This is a genomic window from Streptomyces sp. NBC_01255, assembly GCF_036226445.1.
Classification (GTDB): Bacteria; Actinomycetota; Actinomycetes; order Streptomycetales; family Streptomycetaceae; genus Streptomyces.
The window spans coordinates 3,789,103-3,806,719 of record NZ_CP108474.1; the positions used below are offsets into that span (position 1 = coordinate 3,789,103).

At 71.1% G+C, this 17,617-nt stretch carries 19 protein-coding genes; 9 read left to right on the top strand and 10 right to left on the bottom strand.

Translation table 11 applies throughout. The annotated features are described in order from the left end of the window. Positions 1 to 2: 2 nt before the first annotated feature. Complete coding sequence (locus tag OG357_RS16680) at positions 3 to 827, bottom strand: ABC transporter permease (protein ID WP_329621898.1); 825 nt, start codon at positions 825 to 827, stop codon at positions 3 to 5. After that, entirely contained in the window at positions 824 to 1,783 is a 960-nt protein-coding gene (locus OG357_RS16685) for an ATP-binding cassette domain-containing protein (protein ID WP_329621899.1), read from the bottom strand. The genes OG357_RS16680 and OG357_RS16685 overlap by 4 nt, the downstream gene beginning before the upstream one ends. Positions 1,784 to 1,864: 81 nt before the next feature. Between OG357_RS16685 and OG357_RS16690 the strand changes: the two genes are divergently transcribed. Continuing rightward, on the top strand, positions 1,865 to 2,620 hold the full coding sequence (locus tag OG357_RS16690; RefSeq protein WP_329621900.1) for a TetR/AcrR family transcriptional regulator: 756 nt from the start codon (positions 1,865 to 1,867) through the stop codon (positions 2,618 to 2,620). On the opposite strand, the gene OG357_RS16695 is transcribed toward OG357_RS16690, so the two are convergent. Next, positions 2,595 to 3,614: a WD40 repeat domain-containing protein gene (locus OG357_RS16695; protein ID WP_329621901.1), complete on the bottom strand. Its 1,020-nt coding sequence runs from the start codon at positions 3,612 to 3,614 to the stop codon at positions 2,595 to 2,597. The two genes, OG357_RS16690 and OG357_RS16695, sit on opposite strands and share 26 nt — an antisense overlap. Positions 3,615 to 3,685: 71 nt before the next feature. Between OG357_RS16695 and OG357_RS16700 the strand changes: the two genes are divergently transcribed. From OG357_RS16700 to OG357_RS16710, 3 genes are read left to right on the top strand one after another with little or no spacing between them, the layout of a single operon-like run. Continuing rightward, entirely contained in the window at positions 3,686 to 4,537 is an 852-nt protein-coding gene (locus OG357_RS16700) for an alpha/beta fold hydrolase (protein WP_329621902.1), read from the top strand. A gap of 60 nt (positions 4,538 to 4,597) precedes the next feature. Next, positions 4,598 to 5,284 carry a GDSL-type esterase/lipase family protein gene (locus OG357_RS16705; protein ID WP_329621903.1) on the top strand — a complete coding sequence of 229 codons (687 nt, stop codon included), beginning with the start codon at positions 4,598 to 4,600 and terminating at the stop codon, positions 5,282 to 5,284. Positions 5,285 to 5,301: 17 nt separating this feature from the next. Next, complete coding sequence (locus tag OG357_RS16710) at positions 5,302 to 5,742, top strand: GNAT family N-acetyltransferase (protein WP_329621904.1); 441 nt, start codon at positions 5,302 to 5,304, stop codon at positions 5,740 to 5,742. Between the two features lie 19 nt (positions 5,743 to 5,761). Here OG357_RS16710 and OG357_RS16715 read toward each other — a convergent pair whose 3' ends face one another. Continuing rightward, on the bottom strand, positions 5,762 to 6,181 hold the full coding sequence (locus OG357_RS16715; RefSeq protein WP_329621905.1) for a carboxymuconolactone decarboxylase family protein: 420 nt from the start codon (positions 6,179 to 6,181) through the stop codon (positions 5,762 to 5,764). 37 nt (positions 6,182 to 6,218) lie between these two features. Here OG357_RS16715 and OG357_RS16720 point away from each other — a divergent pair, with 37 nt between their 5' ends. Then, positions 6,219 to 6,755 carry a MarR family winged helix-turn-helix transcriptional regulator gene (locus tag OG357_RS16720; RefSeq protein WP_329621906.1) on the top strand — a complete coding sequence of 179 codons (537 nt, stop codon included), beginning with the start codon at positions 6,219 to 6,221 and terminating at the stop codon, positions 6,753 to 6,755. 10 nt (positions 6,756 to 6,765) lie between these two features. Here the strand turns inward: OG357_RS16720 and OG357_RS16725 are convergent, their stop codons facing one another. Further along, positions 6,766 to 7,755: an aldo/keto reductase gene (locus OG357_RS16725; protein WP_329621907.1), complete on the bottom strand. Its 990-nt coding sequence runs from the start codon at positions 7,753 to 7,755 to the stop codon at positions 6,766 to 6,768. A gap of 164 nt (positions 7,756 to 7,919) precedes the next feature. Then, positions 7,920 to 8,504 (bottom strand): RNA 2',3'-cyclic phosphodiesterase, encoded by a 585-nt coding sequence (thpR, locus tag OG357_RS16730; RefSeq protein ID WP_329621908.1) that lies wholly within the window; start codon positions 8,502 to 8,504, stop codon positions 7,920 to 7,922. A gap of 65 nt (positions 8,505 to 8,569) precedes the next feature. Here thpR and OG357_RS16735 point away from each other — a divergent pair, with 65 nt between their 5' ends. Further along, positions 8,570 to 9,070 (top strand): GNAT family N-acetyltransferase, encoded by a 501-nt coding sequence (locus tag OG357_RS16735; RefSeq protein ID WP_329621909.1) that lies wholly within the window; start codon positions 8,570 to 8,572, stop codon positions 9,068 to 9,070. A 93-nt stretch (positions 9,071 to 9,163) separates the two neighbouring features. On the opposite strand, the gene OG357_RS16740 is transcribed toward OG357_RS16735, so the two are convergent. The 3 genes from OG357_RS16740 to OG357_RS16750 all read right to left on the bottom strand — a co-directional run bounded on the left by OG357_RS16740 (position 9,164) and on the right by OG357_RS16750 (position 12,684). Next, a complete protein-coding gene (locus OG357_RS16740; RefSeq protein ID WP_329621910.1) occupies positions 9,164 to 10,585 on the bottom strand; it encodes a phage baseplate protein in 1,422 nt (473 codons plus the stop codon). A 290-nt stretch (positions 10,586 to 10,875) separates the two neighbouring features. Further along, positions 10,876 to 12,213, bottom strand: coding sequence for an MFS transporter (locus tag OG357_RS16745; protein WP_329621911.1), 1,338 nt, complete (start codon positions 12,211 to 12,213; stop codon positions 10,876 to 10,878). A gap of 27 nt (positions 12,214 to 12,240) precedes the next feature. Beyond that, positions 12,241 to 12,684 (bottom strand): MarR family winged helix-turn-helix transcriptional regulator, encoded by a 444-nt coding sequence (locus tag OG357_RS16750; RefSeq protein WP_024759949.1) that lies wholly within the window; start codon positions 12,682 to 12,684, stop codon positions 12,241 to 12,243. A gap of 198 nt (positions 12,685 to 12,882) precedes the next feature. Between OG357_RS16750 and OG357_RS16755 the strand changes: the two genes are divergently transcribed. Then, positions 12,883 to 13,152 (top strand): hypothetical protein, encoded by a 270-nt coding sequence (locus OG357_RS16755; RefSeq protein WP_329621912.1) that lies wholly within the window; start codon positions 12,883 to 12,885, stop codon positions 13,150 to 13,152. Here the strand turns inward: OG357_RS16755 and OG357_RS16760 are convergent. Next, entirely contained in the window at positions 13,122 to 14,570 is a 1,449-nt protein-coding gene (locus tag OG357_RS16760) for an NCS2 family permease (protein ID WP_329621913.1), read from the bottom strand. The genes OG357_RS16755 and OG357_RS16760 overlap by 31 nt on opposite strands. Before the next feature lie 144 nt (positions 14,571 to 14,714). Between OG357_RS16760 and OG357_RS16765 the strand changes: the two genes are divergently transcribed. Together OG357_RS16765 and OG357_RS16770 are read left to right on the top strand one after the other, a co-directional pair. Next, positions 14,715 to 15,035, top strand: a complete 321-nt coding sequence (locus tag OG357_RS16765; protein ID WP_329621914.1) for a DUF2530 domain-containing protein — start codon at positions 14,715 to 14,717, stop codon at positions 15,033 to 15,035. A 99-nt stretch (positions 15,036 to 15,134) separates the two neighbouring features. After that, positions 15,135 to 17,543, top strand: coding sequence for an HAD-IC family P-type ATPase (locus OG357_RS16770; RefSeq protein ID WP_329621915.1), 2,409 nt, complete (start codon positions 15,135 to 15,137; stop codon positions 17,541 to 17,543). Positions 17,544 to 17,617: the final 74 nt, after the last annotated feature.

Below are 17,617 nucleotides of genomic sequence, written 5' to 3' on the forward strand. Positions count from 1 at the left end.
CGTCACCGGCTGAGCGCCTGGTAGCGGCGGACCGCCAGCGGCAGGAAGACCGCCGTGAGCGCGAGCGGCCAGGCGAAGGCCATCAGGACGGCGTGCTGTTCGACCCAGGAGCCGCCGCCCGCGCCCGGGTTGCCGAAGAGCTCGCGGGTGGCGGTGACCGTGGACGAGATCGGGTTCCAGGCGGCGACGGGCCCGAGCCACGAGGGCATCAGGGACGGCGCCACGTACACGCTGGAGATCATCGTGACCGGGAAGATCACGGCGTACAGCGCCCCGGCGGCCTCCGTGTTCGGCACCATCAGGCCGCACCACACGCCCACCCAGATCAGGCTGAAGCGCAGGAGGAGGAGCAGGCCGAAGCCGAGGAGGGTCGGGCCGGGGCCGCCGTCGGACGTCCAGCCGATGGCGAGGGCGGTGGCGGCGAGGATGGCGAGTTCGGCGGAGGCGATCAGGAGGTCGGAGACGCCCCGGCCGGTGGCGACGGCGGACGGGGCCATCGGCATGGAACGGAAGCGGTCCACGACCCCCTTGCCGCTGTCGGAGACGACGGCCGTCGCGGTGTTCATGAGGCCGAACGCCATGGTCATCGTGAACATGCCGGGCATCAGGAACTCGCGGTAGTCACCGCCTCCCGGCACGAGCATCGCGCTGCCGAAGACGAATCCGTAGAGGAGGACGGAGACGATGGGGAAGCCGAGCTGCCAGACGATCGCGATCGGCTGGCGCCGGTAGTTGAGCAGGGTGCGGCGGACGAGGGTCCAGCAGTCGACGACGGCCCAGCGGGCCCGGCCGCCGAAGGTGTCCGGGGTGATGACGGGGGCACTCATGCGGCGGCCTCCTGGCCGGTGAGGCGGAGGAAGACGTCGTCCAGGGCGGGGCGGCGCAGCGCCAGGTCCTCCACGGCGATCCGCTCCCGCTGGAGAGTGCGGGCGACCTCGGTCAGGGCGGCGACGCGATCGGTGACGGGGGCGTGGACGCGCCGCTCGGCCTCGTCGGTGCGGGGCTCGGTGCCCGCGACCCCGGCGAGGATCGCGCGGGCTGCGGGCAGGTCGGCGTGCTCGGCGACGACGACCTCGACGCGGTCGCCGCCGACGCGGTCCTTGAGGCCGTCGGGGGTGTCGTCGGCGATGGCCCGGCCCCGGTCCATGACGGTGATCCGGGAGGCGAGCCGGTCGGCCTCGTCGAGGTACTGGGTGGTGAGGAGGACGGTCGTGCCGCCCGCGACGAGCGTGCGTACGGCGCCCCAGACCTCGCCCCGGGCACGTGGGTCGAGGCCGGTGGTCGGTTCGTCGAGGAAGAGGACGGCGGGGGCGAGGACCATCGAGGCGGCGAGGTCGAGGCGGCGGCGCATGCCTCCGCTGTACTGGCCGGCGCCCTTGTCGGCGGCCTCGGTGAGGCCGAAGCGGTCGAGGAGTTCGGCGGCGCTGGTGCGGGCGCGGCGGGCGCCGAGGTGGAAGAGCCTGCCGAAGAGTTCGAGGTTCTGACGGCCGGTGAGGCCCTCGTCGACGGCGGCGTACTGGCCGACGAGTCCGATGCGGGCGCGGACGGCGCGCGGGTCGTGGGCCACGTCGATCCCGGCGACCCGGGCGTGGCCGCCGTCGGCCTTCAGGAGGGTGGCGAGGATGCGGACGGCGGTGGTCTTGCCCGCGCCGTTGGGGCCGAGGAGGCCGTGGACGGTGCCGGCGCGGACGGCGAGGTCGAAGCCGTCGAGGGCGTGGGTGGCGTCGCTCTTCTTCCCGTACCGCTTGCGGAGTCCCTCGGCGAGGACGGCGTGTTCGTGCATGGAGGCCTCCTGGTTCCGATCACATTCTGAGTACACCGTACTCAATTCAGAGTACACTGTACTCAGTTTTAGAGTGGCGGCATGACGACGAGCAGCCTCGACCTCCTCTGGGGCACGGGCGACCGACCCAGCCGCGGCCCCAAGCCGGGCCTCACCCTCGAACGGATCGTGACGACGGCGGTCGGCATCGCCGACGCCGAGGGGCTCGACGCCGTCTCGATGCGGCGGGTGGCGGGCGAGCTCGGCGTCGGCACGATGTCGCTCTACCGGTACGTCCCCGGCAAGACCGAGCTCCTCGACCTGATGCTCGACCGCGTCCAGGGCGAGTCCTTCGACGACGCCCCGACGCCCCCCGCCCACTGGCGCGACACCGTCACGGCGCTGGCCCGGACGACCCTCGGCCTCTACCGGGCCCACCCCTGGCTGCTGAAGGTCAACGAGGCCCGCTCCGTCCTCGGCCCGAGCGCGCTGCGGGGCCTGGAGCTCTGCCTGTCGGGGCTCAAGGGGCCGCACGGCATGGGGCTGAGCGACCCCGAGACCATCTCGGTCATCATCACCGTGCAGGGCTTCGCGGCGGGGATCGCGCGCATGGAGCTCCAGACCGTCGAGGCGGCGAAGGAGACCGGCGTCGACGACGAGGAGTTCTGGCGCACCCAACAGCCGTATCTGGAGCGGGCAATGGCCTCCGGCGACTACCCGATGATGGCGGCGCTCGCCGCCGACACCTTCTCCCGGGACGTCGACCACTTCGCCTTCGGCCTCGCCCGCCTCCTGGACGGTTTCGAGGCGCTGGTCGGCGGGGCGGGCGGGGTCAGCCCCGCCGCAGCAGACGCTTGATGCCCAGGATCAGGACCGTGGCGCCGGCGAGGACGAGGAAGCCGACGGTCGCGTTCCCCTGACCGCCCTGGTCCTGCGTCGCCGGGGCCTTCGGCGCTCCCGGGGTCGTCGGCGCCTCCGACGGGCCGCCGCTGCCGCTGCCGGACGGACGCTCGGCCCCCGCCCGGTCCACCCGCACCACCTTGCTGTTCGCACCCTCCGAGCCGAACATGAACGCCGAGCCGTCCGTCGTGTACGTCACCGACTCGGCCTGCCCCTGGAAGGGGGCGCCGACGCCCGCTCCCCCGTCGCCGAGGCCCTCGGCGACGAGACGTCCGTCCTTCCACGCGTACTCCTTCGCGCTGAAGTAGCCGCGCAGCACGAGCCGTTCACCGTCCGGGGAGAAGGCGCCGTCGGTCACCCACGGCACCTCGTCGACGCGCCGGAAGGTGTTCGTCCCGGACGAGGAGAGCCGCTCGGGGCCCGCGTACAGGCCTCCGCCGTCCTGGTTCTTGCTCGCGATGTACACCCGGCCGGTCTTCGGATGGACCATCAGGGCCTCGGCGTTGCGCGGTCCGTCGGCGTACTTCACGACGTACTGCTTCGCCGACACCTTCTGGTCCTTGAGCGTCTTCGGCTCGGGGAAGCGGTAGATCCAGACGTGGTCCCAGGAGCCGTCGAGGTTGTCGCCGATGTCGCCGACGTAGATGTCGCCGTCCGGGCCGACGGCGATCGCCTCCATGTCCCGGGGGGTGCCGACGCCCTCCATCGTCAGGGTCGCGACGGTCTCGCCCGTACGGGAGTCGATGCCGTAGATCAGGGGCGCGTCCTGGTCGTTGTGCGTCCAGTAGATCCCGGGGTGGGCGCGGCTCGCCGCGAGACCGCTGGACTCGGTGATCCGGGGGTCCGAGATCGTGAAGTCCCGGTCGGGGTCCTGCCCTTCGGCACGGGCATGACCGGCGGGGACCAGCGCAAGGGCCGCCGCAGCACCGAGGACGCACAGAGCAGTTCGCATGCCCTCAAGCCTGCCACGGACCGGGGGAAACCCGCTTGACCAGCGAGGGAGCCGCTGTCATGGTCGCCCGCATGCCCACTTTCACCGCGCCCGACGGCACGGCACTCACGTACCACGTCTCCGGCTCCTTCCCCGGTTCCGGATCCCCGCTGCTGTGCCTGCCCGGCGGTCCGATGCAGGACTCCGCCTATCTCGGGGACCTGGGCGGGCTCACCGCCTTCCGTACGGTGATCCGGCTCGATCTGCGGGGCACGGGTGCGTCGGCGGTGCCGGACGACCCGTCCTCGTACCGCTGCGACCGGCTCGTCGAGGACGTCGAGGCGCTGCGGATCGAGCTCGGGCTCGACACCGTCGACCTCCTCGGGCACTCGGCGGGCGCGAACCTGGCCGCGCTGTACACGGCCGCGCACCCTGAGCGGGTGGCCCGGCTGGTCCTCGTGACCCCGGGCACGGCGGCGGTCGCGCTCGACACGAGCGGCGAGGAGCGGCTCGCGGCGGCGCGGCTGCGGAGCGCGGAGCCGTGGTTCGGTCCGGCGTACGCGGCCCTGGAGGAGCTCGCGGCGGGGCGCGGGTCGGCCGAGACGTTCCAGGCCGTCGCCCCGTTCTTCCACGGGACGTGGGACGAGGCGGCGCGCGAGCGGCACGCGGAGAGCGACCGGCAGCGGAACGGCGCGGCCGCGGGCGTCTACGGGAGCGAGGGCGCCTTCCAACCGGCGGTCACGCGTGCCGCGTTCGCGGAGTTCGGGTGTCCGGTGCTCGTCGTCGCCGGGGAGGGCGACGCGAACACGCCGGTGCCGACGGCCACCGCGTACGCGGAGCTGTTCCCGAAGGCCACGCTCGCGGTCCTGGCCGGGGGCGGGCACTACCCGTGGCACGACGACGAGCGGTGGTTCACGGAGACGGTCGACACCTTCCTGGGATGACCCCTGTCCGTGTCCGGGATCACGTCGCCGCCCCTGGGAGCGGTCCGCAATGATGTGACCATGCGTTTTCTGTTCGTCGGCGACAGCATGACCATCGGACGCGTCGGCGACTGGACCTGGCGCCACCGGATGTGGCAGCACCTGGAGGCGACGCTTCCGGGCGGGTACGAGATCGTCGGCCCGCGCATCGGGCTCTACGACCCGACGGCGGCCGACGACCCCGACGGTGTCGACGCCTACGCCGACCCCGCCTTCCCCGCTCCCGCCCGGCGCCATCTGGCCGGCTGGGGCGAGGGCTGGCTGCACATGGCGCCCGTGATCGGCGAGACGGTCACGGCCACGGGGGCGGACGTCCTGCTGATCTCCCTCGGCCTGATCGACCTCGGCTTCTACACGAACAGCGACCAGACCGAGGAGAACGTCCGCGCGTTCGTCGCGGCGGCCCGCGCCGCGAACCCGCGGGTACGGGCCGTCCTGCTGCCGGTCATACCGAACGTCCGCGCCGAGTACGATGCCCCCTTCGCCGCCGAGTGCGACCGCTTCAACGAGCTCCTCGCGAAGGCGGTCGCCGACCTGGACACGGCGGCCTCTCCGCTCCTCCTGGCGGCGATCCCGGAGTCGTACGACATCCACGCGGACACCTACGACGGCACCCACCCGGGGGTGACCGGCGAACACAAGCTGGCCGCGGCGTTCGCCACGGCGATGCACCAGGCCTGGGGCCTGGGCGGCCCCTACTCCCTCTGAGGTCATCGAGGTTCATCATGGAAATCCAGCACACCGGCGCGGCGCTGAGCGTCGGCCACCACGACGCCGAGCTCGACGCGCGCCTGTCCAGCGGCCTCGACGAGATCAACTTCCCCGCGACCGGGACCACCGCCGCCGATCAGGGCACGCTGTCGGTGAAGGCCGTCGACGAGGCCGGCGAGCTCATCGGGGGCCTGTCCGCCTGGACCTGGGGCGGGCTGCTGGGCATCGAGATGCTCTGGGTCCGCGAGGAGAGCCGCCGGGACGGCTGGGGCGCCAAGCTCCTCCTCGCCGCGGAGGAGGAGGCACGGCGGCGCGGCTGCGACCGCGCGTCCGTGTCGTCGTTCACCTTCCAGGCGCCGGAGTTCTACCGGCGCCAGGGGTACGCCGAGACCGGCAGGACCCTGGGCATCCCCGGCGGCGCCGAGGACGTCCACTTCCACAAGAAGCTGAGCTGAGCCTCCCCGGTTCCGGGTGTCACGCGGCGCGGGTGAGGCGGTTCGCGAACGTCGAGACCGTGTACGTACCGATGCCGAGGACGACCTCCAGGGCGTTCCGGCGGGTGTAGCCGTGGGACGTGAAGGCCGCGAGCTCCTCGTCGCTGACGGCGCCCGAGGAGGCGAGCACCTGGAGGGTGAACAGGCGGACGGCGGCGAGGCGGTCGGGCGCGGGGGCGGTCGCCGGGTCGAGGGAGGCCATCTTGGCCTCGTGCATGTCGACGCACAGGTGGCACTGGTTGCGGGCGGCGACGGTCAGGATCACGGTCTCGCGGGAGTGCGGGTCGAGCGTCGTGGACTCGAAGATCTCGCTGAGCTTGAGGAAGCCGTTCAGGGTCTCCGGCGACTCCTTGAGGAGGGCGACGGCGCCGGCGGTACGGGCGGAAAGGTCTGCGGGCAAGGTGTCTCCGATGTACGGGCGAGCTAGAATGGACAACATGGTTGACCATGTCGATGGAGAAAACGTAAACCAGGTTGTCGATCAGGGCAAGGGGAAATCCACCGACGCCCCCGGCCCGGGTTACGAGCTGCCCCTGCTCCTCTTCGGCGGCTTCCGCACGCTCATCGACCGGCTCCACGCCCGTCTCGCCGCCGAGGGCCACCCCGACCTCCGCCCCGCCCACGGCTTCGCCATGCAGGCCGTCGGCGCCGGGGGCGCCACCGCCAGCGACATCGGGCGGCGCCTCGGCGTCTCCAAGCAGGCCGCCGGCAAGACCGTCGACCGGCTCCTCGCCCTCGGTTACGCGGAACGCGCCGACGACCCCGCCGACGCGCGCCGCAAACTCGTCCGCCTCACCCCGCGCGGCCGCGACGCCCTCGCCCGCTCCGCCGCGATCTTCGACGAACTGCGGGCGGAGTGGGTCACGGCCCTCGGCGCGGACCGCGTCCGCGACGTCGAGACGGCCCTGCGGAACGTCGTCCCCGCGGAGACGGCGTTCCGCCTGGACGCCACGAGCTGGCTCGGCGCCCCTTAGAACCGGGGCATCACCAGGCGAAGGCCTCCGGCGACGGACCCGGGCCAGGGAAGATCTCGTCCAGCGCGGCCAGGACCTCCTCGCTCAGCTCCACCTCCAGGGCGCGCAGCGCGCTCGTCAGCTGCTCCGGCGTGCGCGGGCCGACGATCGGGCCCGTCACGCCCGGGCGGGTGAGCAGCCACGCGAGGGCCGCCTCGCCCGGCTCCAGACCGTGCTTGTCGAGCAGGTCCTCGTAGGCCTGGAGTCGCGCCCGCGACGCCGGGTCGGCGAGCGTCTCCGCCGCGCGGCCCTCCGTGCGGCGCTTGCCCTGCGCCTCCTTCTTCAGGACCCCGCCGAGCAGGCCGCCGTGGAGCGGCGACCACGGGATGACCCCGAGCCCGTACTCCTGCGCGGCCGGGATCACCTCCATCTCGGCGCGCCGCTCGAAGAGGTTGTAGAGGCACTGCTCGCTGACGAGCCCGACCGAGCCGCGCCGGGCGGCGGTCTCGTTGGCCTGGGCGATCTTGTAGCCGGGGAAGTTCGAGGAGCCCGCGTACAGCACCTTGCCCTGCTGGATCAGGACGTCGACGGCCTGCCAGATCTCCTCGAAGGGCGTCGAGCGGTCGATGTGGTGGAACTGGTAGACGTCGATGTAGTCGGTGCCGAGCCGCTTGAGGCTGGCCTCCACCGCACGGCGGATGTTGAGCGCCGAGAGCTTGTCGTGGTTGGGCCAGGCGTCGCCGTCGGCCGCCATGTTCGCGTACACCTTGGTGGCGAGGACGGTCTTGTCGCGGCGGCCGCCGCCCTGGGCGAACCAGGAGCCGATGATCGACTCCGTCCGCCCCTTGTTCTCGGCCCAGCCGTAGGCGTTGGCGGTGTCGAAGAAGTTGAGACCCGCGTCCAGCGCGGAGTCCATGATGGCGTGACTGGTGGCTTCGTCCGTCTGCGGACCGAAGTTCATCGTGCCGAGGACGAGTCGGCTGACCTTGAGTCCGGTGCGTCCGAGCTGCGTGTACTCCATGGGAGTCAAGCCAACTGCTTCGAGTCCGCTCGAAGCAAGGGGATTCCCACGGAGCGAAGAGGTGCCTACTGTCCGGTGACCGCCGCCACCGCGATGATCGCGAACATCAGTACGAGCGCGCCGGCCATGATTCGGTTACGGGTCTTCGGGTCCACGCATCGAGGTTAACCCGAACGCCCCTCGCGTCCCTCAAGGGGCCAGCCGTCGAGCTTCTCGTACCGGGGCTGCTCGCCCCGCACCCCGCTCACCGGCAGGTTCGAGCGGACGAGTGCCAGCTCGGCCACCTGCCAGCGGTCGCCCTCGAAGGTGTGGAGCTCGTCGAGGAACGGATGGAGGTCGATCTCGTCCGTCCGCGCGCGGGCGAGCGTCAGATGGGCCTGGTAGCGGCGGTGCTCGTCCATCGCGACCCCGGCCCGGCGCGCGGCGGCGTCGGCCCGCTCGGCGAGCAGCCGCAGCTCGTCCAGGTCCCCGGCGACGCCCGTCCACAGGGCGCGGCGGCCGAAGTGGCCGCCGCCGTGGAGGCGCAGCGGGAACGGCGGGGTGCGGTGCGCGGCCCGGGCGAGCCGGACCCGCAGCTCGGGCAGCAGCTCCTCGTCGACCTCGCCCATGAAGGCGAGCGTGAGGTGCCAGCCGGGCCGCGAGGTCCAGCGCAGCCCGTCGGCTCCGGGCAGCCGGTGCAGTCGGTCGGTGACGTGTCCGAGCTCGGCGAGCTGCTCCGCGGGCGGCAGGACGGCGGCGAAAAGCCTCATGGGGAGAGTCTGGCAGGCCGGGGCGCCGGGCCGGGACGCCGGGCCGGGAGGCTAGCCTCTGCGGGATGAAGATCAGAAAGGGCGGGGTGGACGACCTCCCCGCGATAATCTCCGTGCTCGACAGCGCCGTGGTGTGGCTCAACGGCAAGGGCATCACCGCCCAGTGGGGCACGGAGCCGTACTCGGCCCGCCCGGCGGCCGTGCGGCAGGTCGAGGACACCGTGACCGAGGGCGATCTGTGGATCGCCGAGATCGACGGCGTACCGGCGGGCACGATGACGCTGACGCCGCACCCGGGCAAGCACGTGCCGCCGGCGGACGAGCCCGAGGTGTACGTGCGCATGCTGGCGACCGACGTGCGGTTCCACGGCCACGGGGTGGGGGCGGCGCTCCTCGCCCACGCGGCGGAGGAGACCCGGCGGCAGGGGGTGTCGCTGCTGCGGGTGGACTGCTTCGCGGGCAGCGAGGGGCGGCTCGTCGCGTACTACGAGGGCCAGGGCTTCACCCGGACCGAGCCCTTCGCGGTGGGCGAGTGGCAGGGCCAGATCCTGGAGCGGCGGGTCTGAGGACCCGCCGCTCCAGGGACACGCGGTCGGCTGATCACACGGTCAGCCGTACCGCGGCCGGTCTCGTGGCCGGTACCGCGGCCGATCTCGCGGTCAGCTGGTGAAGTACCCGGCGTCCAGCCCGATCCAGCCGACGATCTGGCGCTCGTCGAAGACGCGCAGCGCGCCGTCGGAGGTGACCTCCCAGCGGACGGTGAGGGGGCCGGTGATGCTGCCGGAGCCGGTCGTCTGGCCCACCATGCCCTGGGTGCGGCTGGGGTGGAGGTGCGACGGGAGAGTCAGGATCGTGTCGCCACTGGTCCACGGGGCCTTGGGGTCGACGCGGGTCACCCGGAGGTGGAGGTCGACGCGGTTGCCCGTCTGGCGGTACTGCGGGAGGTAGCTGCCGGAAGCGGTGCAGAGGGTCTTGTCCCACTCCAGGGGAGTCCACGGGACGTGGTCGCCGGTGCCGTCGGTGGTGCTGGTGATGCCGTAGAGGGCCATGTGACGCTTCTCCTGGGTGGCGAAGCCGAACACGAGCTGCGGCCCGGCGGGCGTTCGGCGGACGGTGATGGCTTCGGTCTCGCGGTGGGCCAGGTGGAGAGCGGTGGTGTTGAAGGTCCGCTCGACCACCTCGCCGGTGGTGACGTCGTAGACGTTCCACCAGGAGTTGCCCGGGCTCGGGTTGGTGGCGCTGTAGGCGCTGCCCTCGTTCTGGTAGACGAGGTTCCCGTACAGGCACCAGGACTGGGTGCGGTACTTCGCCGGGAAGCTGCGCTGCGGGGTGAAGTCGCAGCGCTTGAAGGCGGCGAGGTCGTAGACGCGGTACTCCGCGACGCCGGACGACACATGGCGTACCGCGATGCGGCCGTGGTCGACGTCCAGGGACGGGGTGATGTGGGTGGCTCCGGGGACGGGGTCGAACACCTCGACGAGCCCGCTACCGGCGTCGACGACGGCGTCGGGCGTGAACGCGACCCGGCCGATGTGCTTGCCGTAGGCGAATTCGTCGGTGTCGGGGTTCCCGTCGCTGGGGACGGGGTCCGCGTCGGTCTCCAGCCAGAGCCAGGGCGTGCCGTCGACGTGCTCGACGCCGAGTCCGCCGCCGTGGCCGAAGCGCCTCAGGTACATGACGGCGAGGACGGTGCCGTCGGGCGCGAGCTGGTTGACGCAGAGGTCGCCCAGGCGGTTGCGGTCCTCGCCGGACACCCGAGCGGTCTCGTTCGTGAGCTGGCGGTTGTGGCTGATGAGCTGTACGGCGTAGGCCAGGCCGGTCACCGGATCGAAGGCGACCTGCTGGTGCACCTTGGTCTGGTCGAGGAGGAGCTCCTTGCCGTACAGGTCGACGGGCTCGGCCTTCAGGTCGAACCTGTGCCCCGCGGGCAGGCTGCCGGGCGGCAGGCTTTCGGCGACGGCGACGGCGACAGCGGCTGCCGCGGGCGCGGCCGCGGGCACGGCCGCATGGGCGGCGCCGACGGGGGCGAGGACCGGAGTGGCGGCCATCGCGGTCAGGAGGGTACGGCGGCTCAGCGGCATGAGGGAACGGCTCCGTTTCGTCGCTGCGACGGTGCGGCGGTGGCCACCGGAGCGTTCGACGAGCCGCGGCCTCGGCCGCGGCTCGGTATGTGGGCGGAACGTATGGACATGGGCGTGCAAGCCCCCCTTTTCAAGATCAATCACCTGCACGGTGCCGTGATCTTCGCACACGGAAGCGAGGGATCAAGGGGGAGATTCGGGGGTGCCTGACGGAGGGCCGGGGCGGAGGCAGAAGCTCCGCTCCCCGCCCCGGAAAGGCGGAGGCAAGGCCTCCGCCCCACCCGGGAGGGTCAGGCCGCCGTCACCAGTCGCTCGCGCGCCACGAACCGCACCTGCGGGTGGCCGTGGCGCCAGCCGAAGGCCATCTTCAGGCCGCCGACCCTGGCCAGGATCAGGCCGATGACGCCGGCCGCGGCCAGCGAGATCACGCCGCCCGTGGCGAAGCCGACGCGGGCGCCGTACGTGTCGGTCACCCAGCCGAGGAGCGGCGCCCCGATCGGGGTGCCGCCGGCGAAGACCATCATGTAGAGGCTCATCACGCGGCCCCGCATGGCCGGGTCGGTCGCCATCTGGACGGCCGAGTTCGCCGTGATGTTGACCGTGAGGCCGATCATGCCGATCGGCACGAGCAGCAGCGCGAACAGCCAGAACGCCGGCGACAGCGCCGCCGCGATCTCCAGGACGCCGAAGACCGCCGCCGCGACGACGAGCATCCGCAGCCGGGTCGAGCCCCGGCGGGCCGCGGCGAGGGCGCCCACGAGGGAGCCGGCCGCCATCAGGGTGTTGAGGAAGCCGTACGTACCGGCGCCGACGTGGAAGACCTCCTCCGAGAAGGCCGTCAGCCAGATCGGGAAGTTGAACCCGAAGGTGCCGATGAAGCCCACGAGGGCGATCGGCCAGATCAGCTCCGGCCGCCCGGCCACGTACCGCAGGCCCTCCCGCAGCTGGCCCTTGCCGCGCGGGGCGCGCTCCACCTTGTGGAGCTCGCTCGTCCGCATGAGCAGGAGGCTCACGAGGGGGGCTAGGAAGGAGAGGCCGTTGAGGAGGAACGCCCAGCCGCTGCCGACTCCGGCGATCAGCACACCGGCGACGGCGGGGCCGACGAGCCGCGCGGACTGGAAGTTCGCCGAGTTCAGGGAGACGGCGTTGCGCAGGTGCTCGGGGCCGACCATCTCGGCGACGTAGGCCTGGCGGGCCGGGTTGTCGACGACGGTCACCATGCCGAGGAGGAAGGCGATCAGGTAGACGTGCCAGACCTGGATGGAGCCGGAGAGGGTGAGGACGGCGAGCGCGAGACCGCAGAGGCCGAGGGCGGCCTGGCTGAAGAGGAGCAGGGTGCGCTTCGGGTAGCGGTCGGCGATGACACCGCCGTACAGCCCGAAGAGCAGCATCGGCAGGAACTGCAGGGCGGTGGTGATGCCGACGGCGGCGGCCGAGCCGGTGAGGCTCAGGACCAGCCAGTCCTGGGTGATGCGGGCCATCCACGTACCGGTGTTGGAGACGATCGCTCCGGTGAAGAACAGCCGGTAGTTGCGGATTTTGAGCGAGGAGAAGGTTTCCCCCCGCCCGCGGGTCTTGAGGGTGGGTCGGTGGACGGGTGCGGAGTCTGCTCCGGGTCCCGTACTCAAAGTGCGTTCGCCTCCTTGGCGCGTCGGTCAGAGGTGAGCGAGCTTCTCCAGGACCGGGGCGGCCGCGCGCAGCTTGGCCCATTCGTCCTCGTCCAGGCCCTCGGCGAGGGTGGCCAGCCAGGCGTTCCGCTTGCGGCGGGACTCTTCGAGCATGGCCTCGGCCGTCTCGGTCTGGCGGACCACCTTCTGCCGGCGGTCGTCGGGGTGCGGCTCCAGCCGGACCAGTCCCTTGGCTTCGAGCAGCGCGACGATGCGGGTCATCGACGGCGGCTGGACGTGCTCCTTGCGGGCCAGCTCACCAGGGGTGGCCGAGCCGCAGAGCTTGAGGGTGCCGAGCACCGACATCTCGGTGGGGCTCAGCGACTCGTCGACGCGCTGGTGCTTGAGTCGTCGGCTCAGTCGCATGACGGAGGAGCGGAGCGCGTTCACGGCCGCGGCGTCGTCGGCTGTGCCGTGGGACAGGTCAGGCATGTTTGTTAGCCTAACTCATTACTCTTCCTAAATACCAACCGGAATGCGCCGACGTCGTGTGGATCACACGACCGGGGGACGGACGAGGGAGGAACCGTCACCAGAGATCACGCTTCGGCATCCATGTATCACCCAAACGAGTGAGTCGGATCCGGAAAGTGACGCAAAGAGGCACCGGGTGCCCCGACCCTGAACGGCATGGGATCGACAGTGCTCAGCCTGCGCATCGACGGTGAGCTGCTCGACCGGCTCAGGAGTCACGCCGCGAAAAGAGGAATGAGCGTCCAGGACTATGTCGTCCGGACGCTCATTCGGGAGGATTTCGACGAGCGGTTCAAGACCGCCGTCGACGAGACGGAGAGGTTCTACGGGTCGGAGCCGGCGTCGGCGTCGGTGTCGACGTCAGCCGCGCCCTCACCCACCCCCTCGCCCGAGGATCACGTCAGGCCGAGCGCCGGCATCGCGTAGTAGAAGACGAAGACCGCCGACACGACGTACATGGCCGCCGGGACCTCACGGCCCCGGCCGGCCGCCAGGCGCAGCACGCTGAACGCGATGAAGCCGAAGCCGATGCCGTTCGTGATCGAGTACGTGAACGGCATCATCAGCATGGCCAGGAACGCCGGCACCGCGATGGTGTAGTCGCTCCAGTCGATGTCCTTGACCGAGCCGGCCAGGATCAGGAAGCCGACCGCGAGCAGCGCGGGCGTGGCCGCCTGCGACGGAACCATGGTCGCCAGCGGCGTCAGGAAAAGCGCGACCGAGAAGAGACCGCCGGTCACGACCGAGGCGAGGCCCGTCCGCGCGCCCTCGCCGACGCCCGCCGTGGACTCCACGAAGCAGGTGGTGGCGGAGGACGAGGTCGCGCCGCCGGAGGCGACGGCCAGGCCGTCCACGAGCAGGACCTTGTTGATGCCCGGGAAGTTGCCGTCCTTGTCGATCAGCTTGGCCTCGTCGCCGACGCCGAGGATCGTGCCCATCGCGTCGAAGAAGCAGGACAGCAGCACGGTGAAGACGAAGAGGACGCCGGTCAGGAGACCGACCTTCTCGAAGCCACCGAAGAGGCTGACCTCGCCGACGAGCCCGAAGTCGGGCGAGGCGACGGGGTTGCCCGGCCACTTAGGGGTGGTGAGACCCCAGGAGGGGACGGTCGCGACCGCGTCGATCACCATGGCCACGACCGTCATGGCGACGATCGAGATCAGGATGGCGCCCGGCACCTTGCGGATGATCAGGGCGAGGGTGAGCAGGGTGCCCAGGATGAAGACGAGGACCGGCCAGCCCAGAAGGTGACCGCCGCTGCCGAGCTGGAGCGGGACGGTGGTGTGCGCGGCGTCGGGGATGCGGGAGACGAAGCCCGAGTCGACGAGGCCGATGAGCATGATGAAGAGGCCGATGCCGATCGCGATGCCCTTGCGCAGGCCGACCGGGACGGCGTTCATGACGCGCTCGCGCAGACCGGTCGCGACGAGCAGCATCACCACGATGCCGGCGAGGACGACCATGCCCATGGCGTCCGGCCAGGACATCTTCGGCGCGAGCTGGAGCGCGACGACCGTGTTGACGCCGAGACCGGCGGCGAGGGCGATCGGCACGTTTCCGATGACGCCCATGAGGAGCGTCGAGAAGGCCGCCGTGAGGACGGTCGCGGTGACGAGCTGGCCGCTGTCGAGCTGGTTCCCGTACATGTCCTTGGCGCTGCCGAGGATGATCGGGTTCAGCACGATGATGTAGGCCATCGCGAAGAAGGTGGCGAAACCGCCCCGGACCTCACGGGCGACGGTCGACCCGCGCTCGGAGATCCGGAAGTAGCGGTCGAGGCCCGAGCTCGGCTGCGGGGCCGCGGGCTCGGGAGAAGTGGCCTTGGCGGTGGCCGTGGTGCTCATGGGGGTTCCTCTTCGGAAGACGTCCATTTGGCGGTTCATACGAGGGAAACCCGCCAGAGGCAAACCGTTTCAGTATGAACACATGAACGAGCGAGCGTCTATCTCCGCGCGTAGATGTGAATTCCCGCCACCTAGACTGAGCCCATGGCGAAGTGGACACCGAAGCACGAGGCACCCGAGCCCCTCGAAGGGCCCGTCGTCGCCACCATCACCGGCGGCACGATCCTCTGGTTCGCGCTCTTCCTCGTCCAGGTCCCCTTCTACGGCTGGTTCGACGACCGCGACCTGACCTGGTGGGTGTGGACCTGCCTGGCGGGCGGCGGGCTCGGCCTGATCGGCATCTGGTACGTACGGGGACGCGAAGCGGCGATCAAGCGGCACGCGGCGGAGGCGCGGACGGCGGAGGCGGCGGGGAACCCCGAGACGACCCCGGACACGACCCCGGAGACGACCCCCGGCGCATGACCGACGCGTAGCACCACAGGACCATTCCCCTCCTCCCCCGGTCTGATCTTCACCCTGCTCGGCAGGTGAACGACCCATTCCGGTCGTACCGTCGAAAACATGACTCAGCGGGCGAAGATCGACACAGGCGGCAGCGAGACCGAGGCGGTGGAGCCGCCCGTCGTGCACCGCCCGGCCGGGCTCACCGCGGCCGAGGTCGCCGAGCGGGTCGCACGCGGCGAGGTCAACGACGTACCCGTACGCAGCTCCCGCTCGACCACCGACATCGTCCGCGCGAACGTCTTCACCCGCTTCAACGCCATCATCGGCGTGCTCTGGGTGATCATGTTCTTCGTCGCGCCGATCCAGGACAGCCTCTTCGGCTTCGTGATCATCGCGAACACCGGCATCGGCATCATCCAGGAACTCCGCGCCAAGAAGACCCTCGACGGACTCGCCCTCATCGGCGAGGCGAAACCGACCGTCCGCCGCGACGGGGTCGCCGCCGAGCTCTCCACCTCCGAGATCGTCCTCGGTGACCTGATCGAGCTCGGCCCCGGCGACAAGGTCGTCGTCGACGGCGTCGTCGCCGAGGCCGACAGCCTGGAGATCGACGAATCACTCCTCACCGGCGAGGCCGACCCGGTCGTGAAACAGCCCGGCGACCCGGTCATGTCCGGCTCGTTCGTCGTCGCCGGCGGCGGCGCGTTCACCGCCACCAAGGTCGGCCGCGAGGCCTACGCGGCCCAGCTCGCCGAAGAGGCCTCCCGCTTCACCCTCGTCCACTCCGAGCTGCGCAGCGGCATCTCCACGATCCTCAAATACGTGACGTGGATGATGATCCCGACCGCGATCGGGCTGATCATCAGCCAGCTCGTCGTGAAGGACAACGACCTCAAGAACTCGATCGCCCGCACGGTCGGCGGCATCGTCCCGATGATCCCCGAGGGCCTCGTGCTCCTCACCTCCGTGGCCTTCGCGATCGGCGTGATCCGCCTCGGCCGCAAGCAGTGCCTCGTCCAGGAACTCCCCGCCATCGAGGGCCTGGCCCGCGTCGACGTCGTCTGCCTCGACAAGACGGGCACGCTCACCGAGGGCGGCATGGACGTCACGGAGCTCCGCCCGCTCAACGGCTCGGACGAGGCATACGTACGAAAGGTCCTCGGCGCGCTGGGCGAATCGGACCCGCGCCCGAACGCCTCCCTCCAGGCCATCATCGACGCCTACCCGGACTCGGTGGACTGGCGCTGCACGGAGTCGCTCCCCTTCTCCTCGGCGCGCAAGTACAGCGGCGCGGCCTTCAGCGAGGGCAACGGCGAGAACTCGACATGGCTCCTGGGCGCCCCCGACGTCCTCCTCCCGTCCGGCGACCCGACCCTCACCGAGATCGACCACCTCAACGAACAGGGCCTGAGGGTCCTCCTCCTCGCCCGCACGACCCGCGACCTCGACGCCCCCGAGATCGCCACCGACGCCCGCCCGACGGCCCTCGTCGTCCTGGAACAGCGGCTACGCCCCGACGCGGCCGACACCCTGGCCTACTTCGCCGACCAGAACGTCGCCACGAAGATCATCTCGGGCGACAACGCGGTCTCGGTCGGCGCGGTCGCCGGAAAACTGGACATGCCCGGCGCCGCGAACACGGTCGACGCCCGCCGGCTCCCCACGGACCGGGAGGAAATGGCGAAGGTCCTCGACGAGAACGCGGTCTTCGGCCGGGTCAGCCCGCAGCAGAAGCGGGACATGGTGGCGGCGCTCCAGTCCCACGGCCACACGGTCGCGATGACGGGCGACGGCGTCAACGACGTCCTCGCCCTGAAGGACGCGGACATCGGCGTCTCGATGGGCTCGGGCTCGGAAGCGACCCGCGCGGTGGCCCAGATCGTCCTCCTGAACAACTCCTTCGCGACGCTCCCGTCGGTGGTGGCGGAAGGCCGCCGGGTCATCGGCAACATCACCCGCGTAGCCACCCTCTTCCTCACCAAGACGGTCTACTCGGTCCTCCTCGCAGTCCTCGTCGTCTGCTCCCAGGTCGAGTACCCCTTCCTCCCCCGCCACCTCACCCTCCTCTCCACCCTCACGATCGGCGTCCCGGCCTTCTTCCTCGCCCTCGCCCCCAACAAGGAACGCGCGAGGCCGAACTTCGTCCGCCGGGTCATGAGGTACGCAATCCCCGGCGGCGTCATCGCGGCGGCGTGCACCTTCACCACGTACCTCCTCGCCCGCCACCACTACAGCGGCGAAGGCGCCCTGGAAGCGGAGACCAGCGCGGCCACCCTCACGCTCTTCCTGGTCTCCATGTGGGTCCTGGCGATCATCGCCCGCCCCTACACCTGGTGGCGGATCACCCTCGTCGCCACGATGGCCGGCGCCTTCCTCCTGGTCCTCGTCGTCCCCTGGCTCCAGGACTTCTTCGCCCTGAAGCTGGTCGGCACGACGATGCCGTGGGCGGCGGTCGTGATCGCGGCGGTGGGCGCGGTGCTCCTTGAGGTGGCGTACCGCTGGGTGAGCAGGAAGTTCCCGGCATAAGCCCCGGCGGACCGGGCCCCGGCGGACCAAGCCCCGGCGGCAACTCCCTGCCGAGCCGCCCGAGTCCCCGCTAG

Coding starts and splice junctions, on each gene's coding strand:
- OG357_RS16680 (WP_329621898.1), bottom strand. CDS start 827: ATGAGTGCCCCCGTCATCACCCCGGACACCTTCGGCGGCCGGGCCCGC.
- OG357_RS16685 (WP_329621899.1), bottom strand. CDS start 1,783: ATGCACGAACACGCCGTCCTCGCCGAGGGACTCCGCAAGCGGTACGGG.
- OG357_RS16690 (WP_329621900.1), top strand. CDS start 1,865: ATGACGACGAGCAGCCTCGACCTCCTCTGGGGCACGGGCGACCGACCC.
- OG357_RS16695 (WP_329621901.1), bottom strand. CDS start 3,614: ATGCGAACTGCTCTGTGCGTCCTCGGTGCTGCGGCGGCCCTTGCGCTG.
- OG357_RS16700 (WP_329621902.1), top strand. CDS start 3,686: ATGCCCACTTTCACCGCGCCCGACGGCACGGCACTCACGTACCACGTC.
- OG357_RS16705 (WP_329621903.1), top strand. CDS start 4,598: ATGCGTTTTCTGTTCGTCGGCGACAGCATGACCATCGGACGCGTCGGC.
- OG357_RS16710 (WP_329621904.1), top strand. CDS start 5,302: ATGGAAATCCAGCACACCGGCGCGGCGCTGAGCGTCGGCCACCACGAC.
- OG357_RS16720 (WP_329621906.1), top strand. CDS start 6,219: ATGGTTGACCATGTCGATGGAGAAAACGTAAACCAGGTTGTCGATCAG.
- OG357_RS16725 (WP_329621907.1), bottom strand. CDS start 7,755: ATGGAGTACACGCAGCTCGGACGCACCGGACTCAAGGTCAGCCGACTC.
- thpR (WP_329621908.1), bottom strand. CDS start 8,504: ATGAGGCTTTTCGCCGCCGTCCTGCCGCCCGCGGAGCAGCTCGCCGAG.
- OG357_RS16735 (WP_329621909.1), top strand. CDS start 8,570: ATGAAGATCAGAAAGGGCGGGGTGGACGACCTCCCCGCGATAATCTCC.
- OG357_RS16740 (WP_329621910.1), bottom strand. CDS start 10,585: ATGCCGCTGAGCCGCCGTACCCTCCTGACCGCGATGGCCGCCACTCCG.
- OG357_RS16750 (WP_024759949.1), bottom strand. CDS start 12,684: ATGCCTGACCTGTCCCACGGCACAGCCGACGACGCCGCGGCCGTGAAC.
- OG357_RS16755 (WP_329621912.1), top strand. CDS start 12,883: ATGGGATCGACAGTGCTCAGCCTGCGCATCGACGGTGAGCTGCTCGAC.
- OG357_RS16760 (WP_329621913.1), bottom strand. CDS start 14,570: ATGAGCACCACGGCCACCGCCAAGGCCACTTCTCCCGAGCCCGCGGCC.
- OG357_RS16765 (WP_329621914.1), top strand. CDS start 14,715: ATGGCGAAGTGGACACCGAAGCACGAGGCACCCGAGCCCCTCGAAGGG.
- OG357_RS16770 (WP_329621915.1), top strand. CDS start 15,135: ATGACTCAGCGGGCGAAGATCGACACAGGCGGCAGCGAGACCGAGGCG.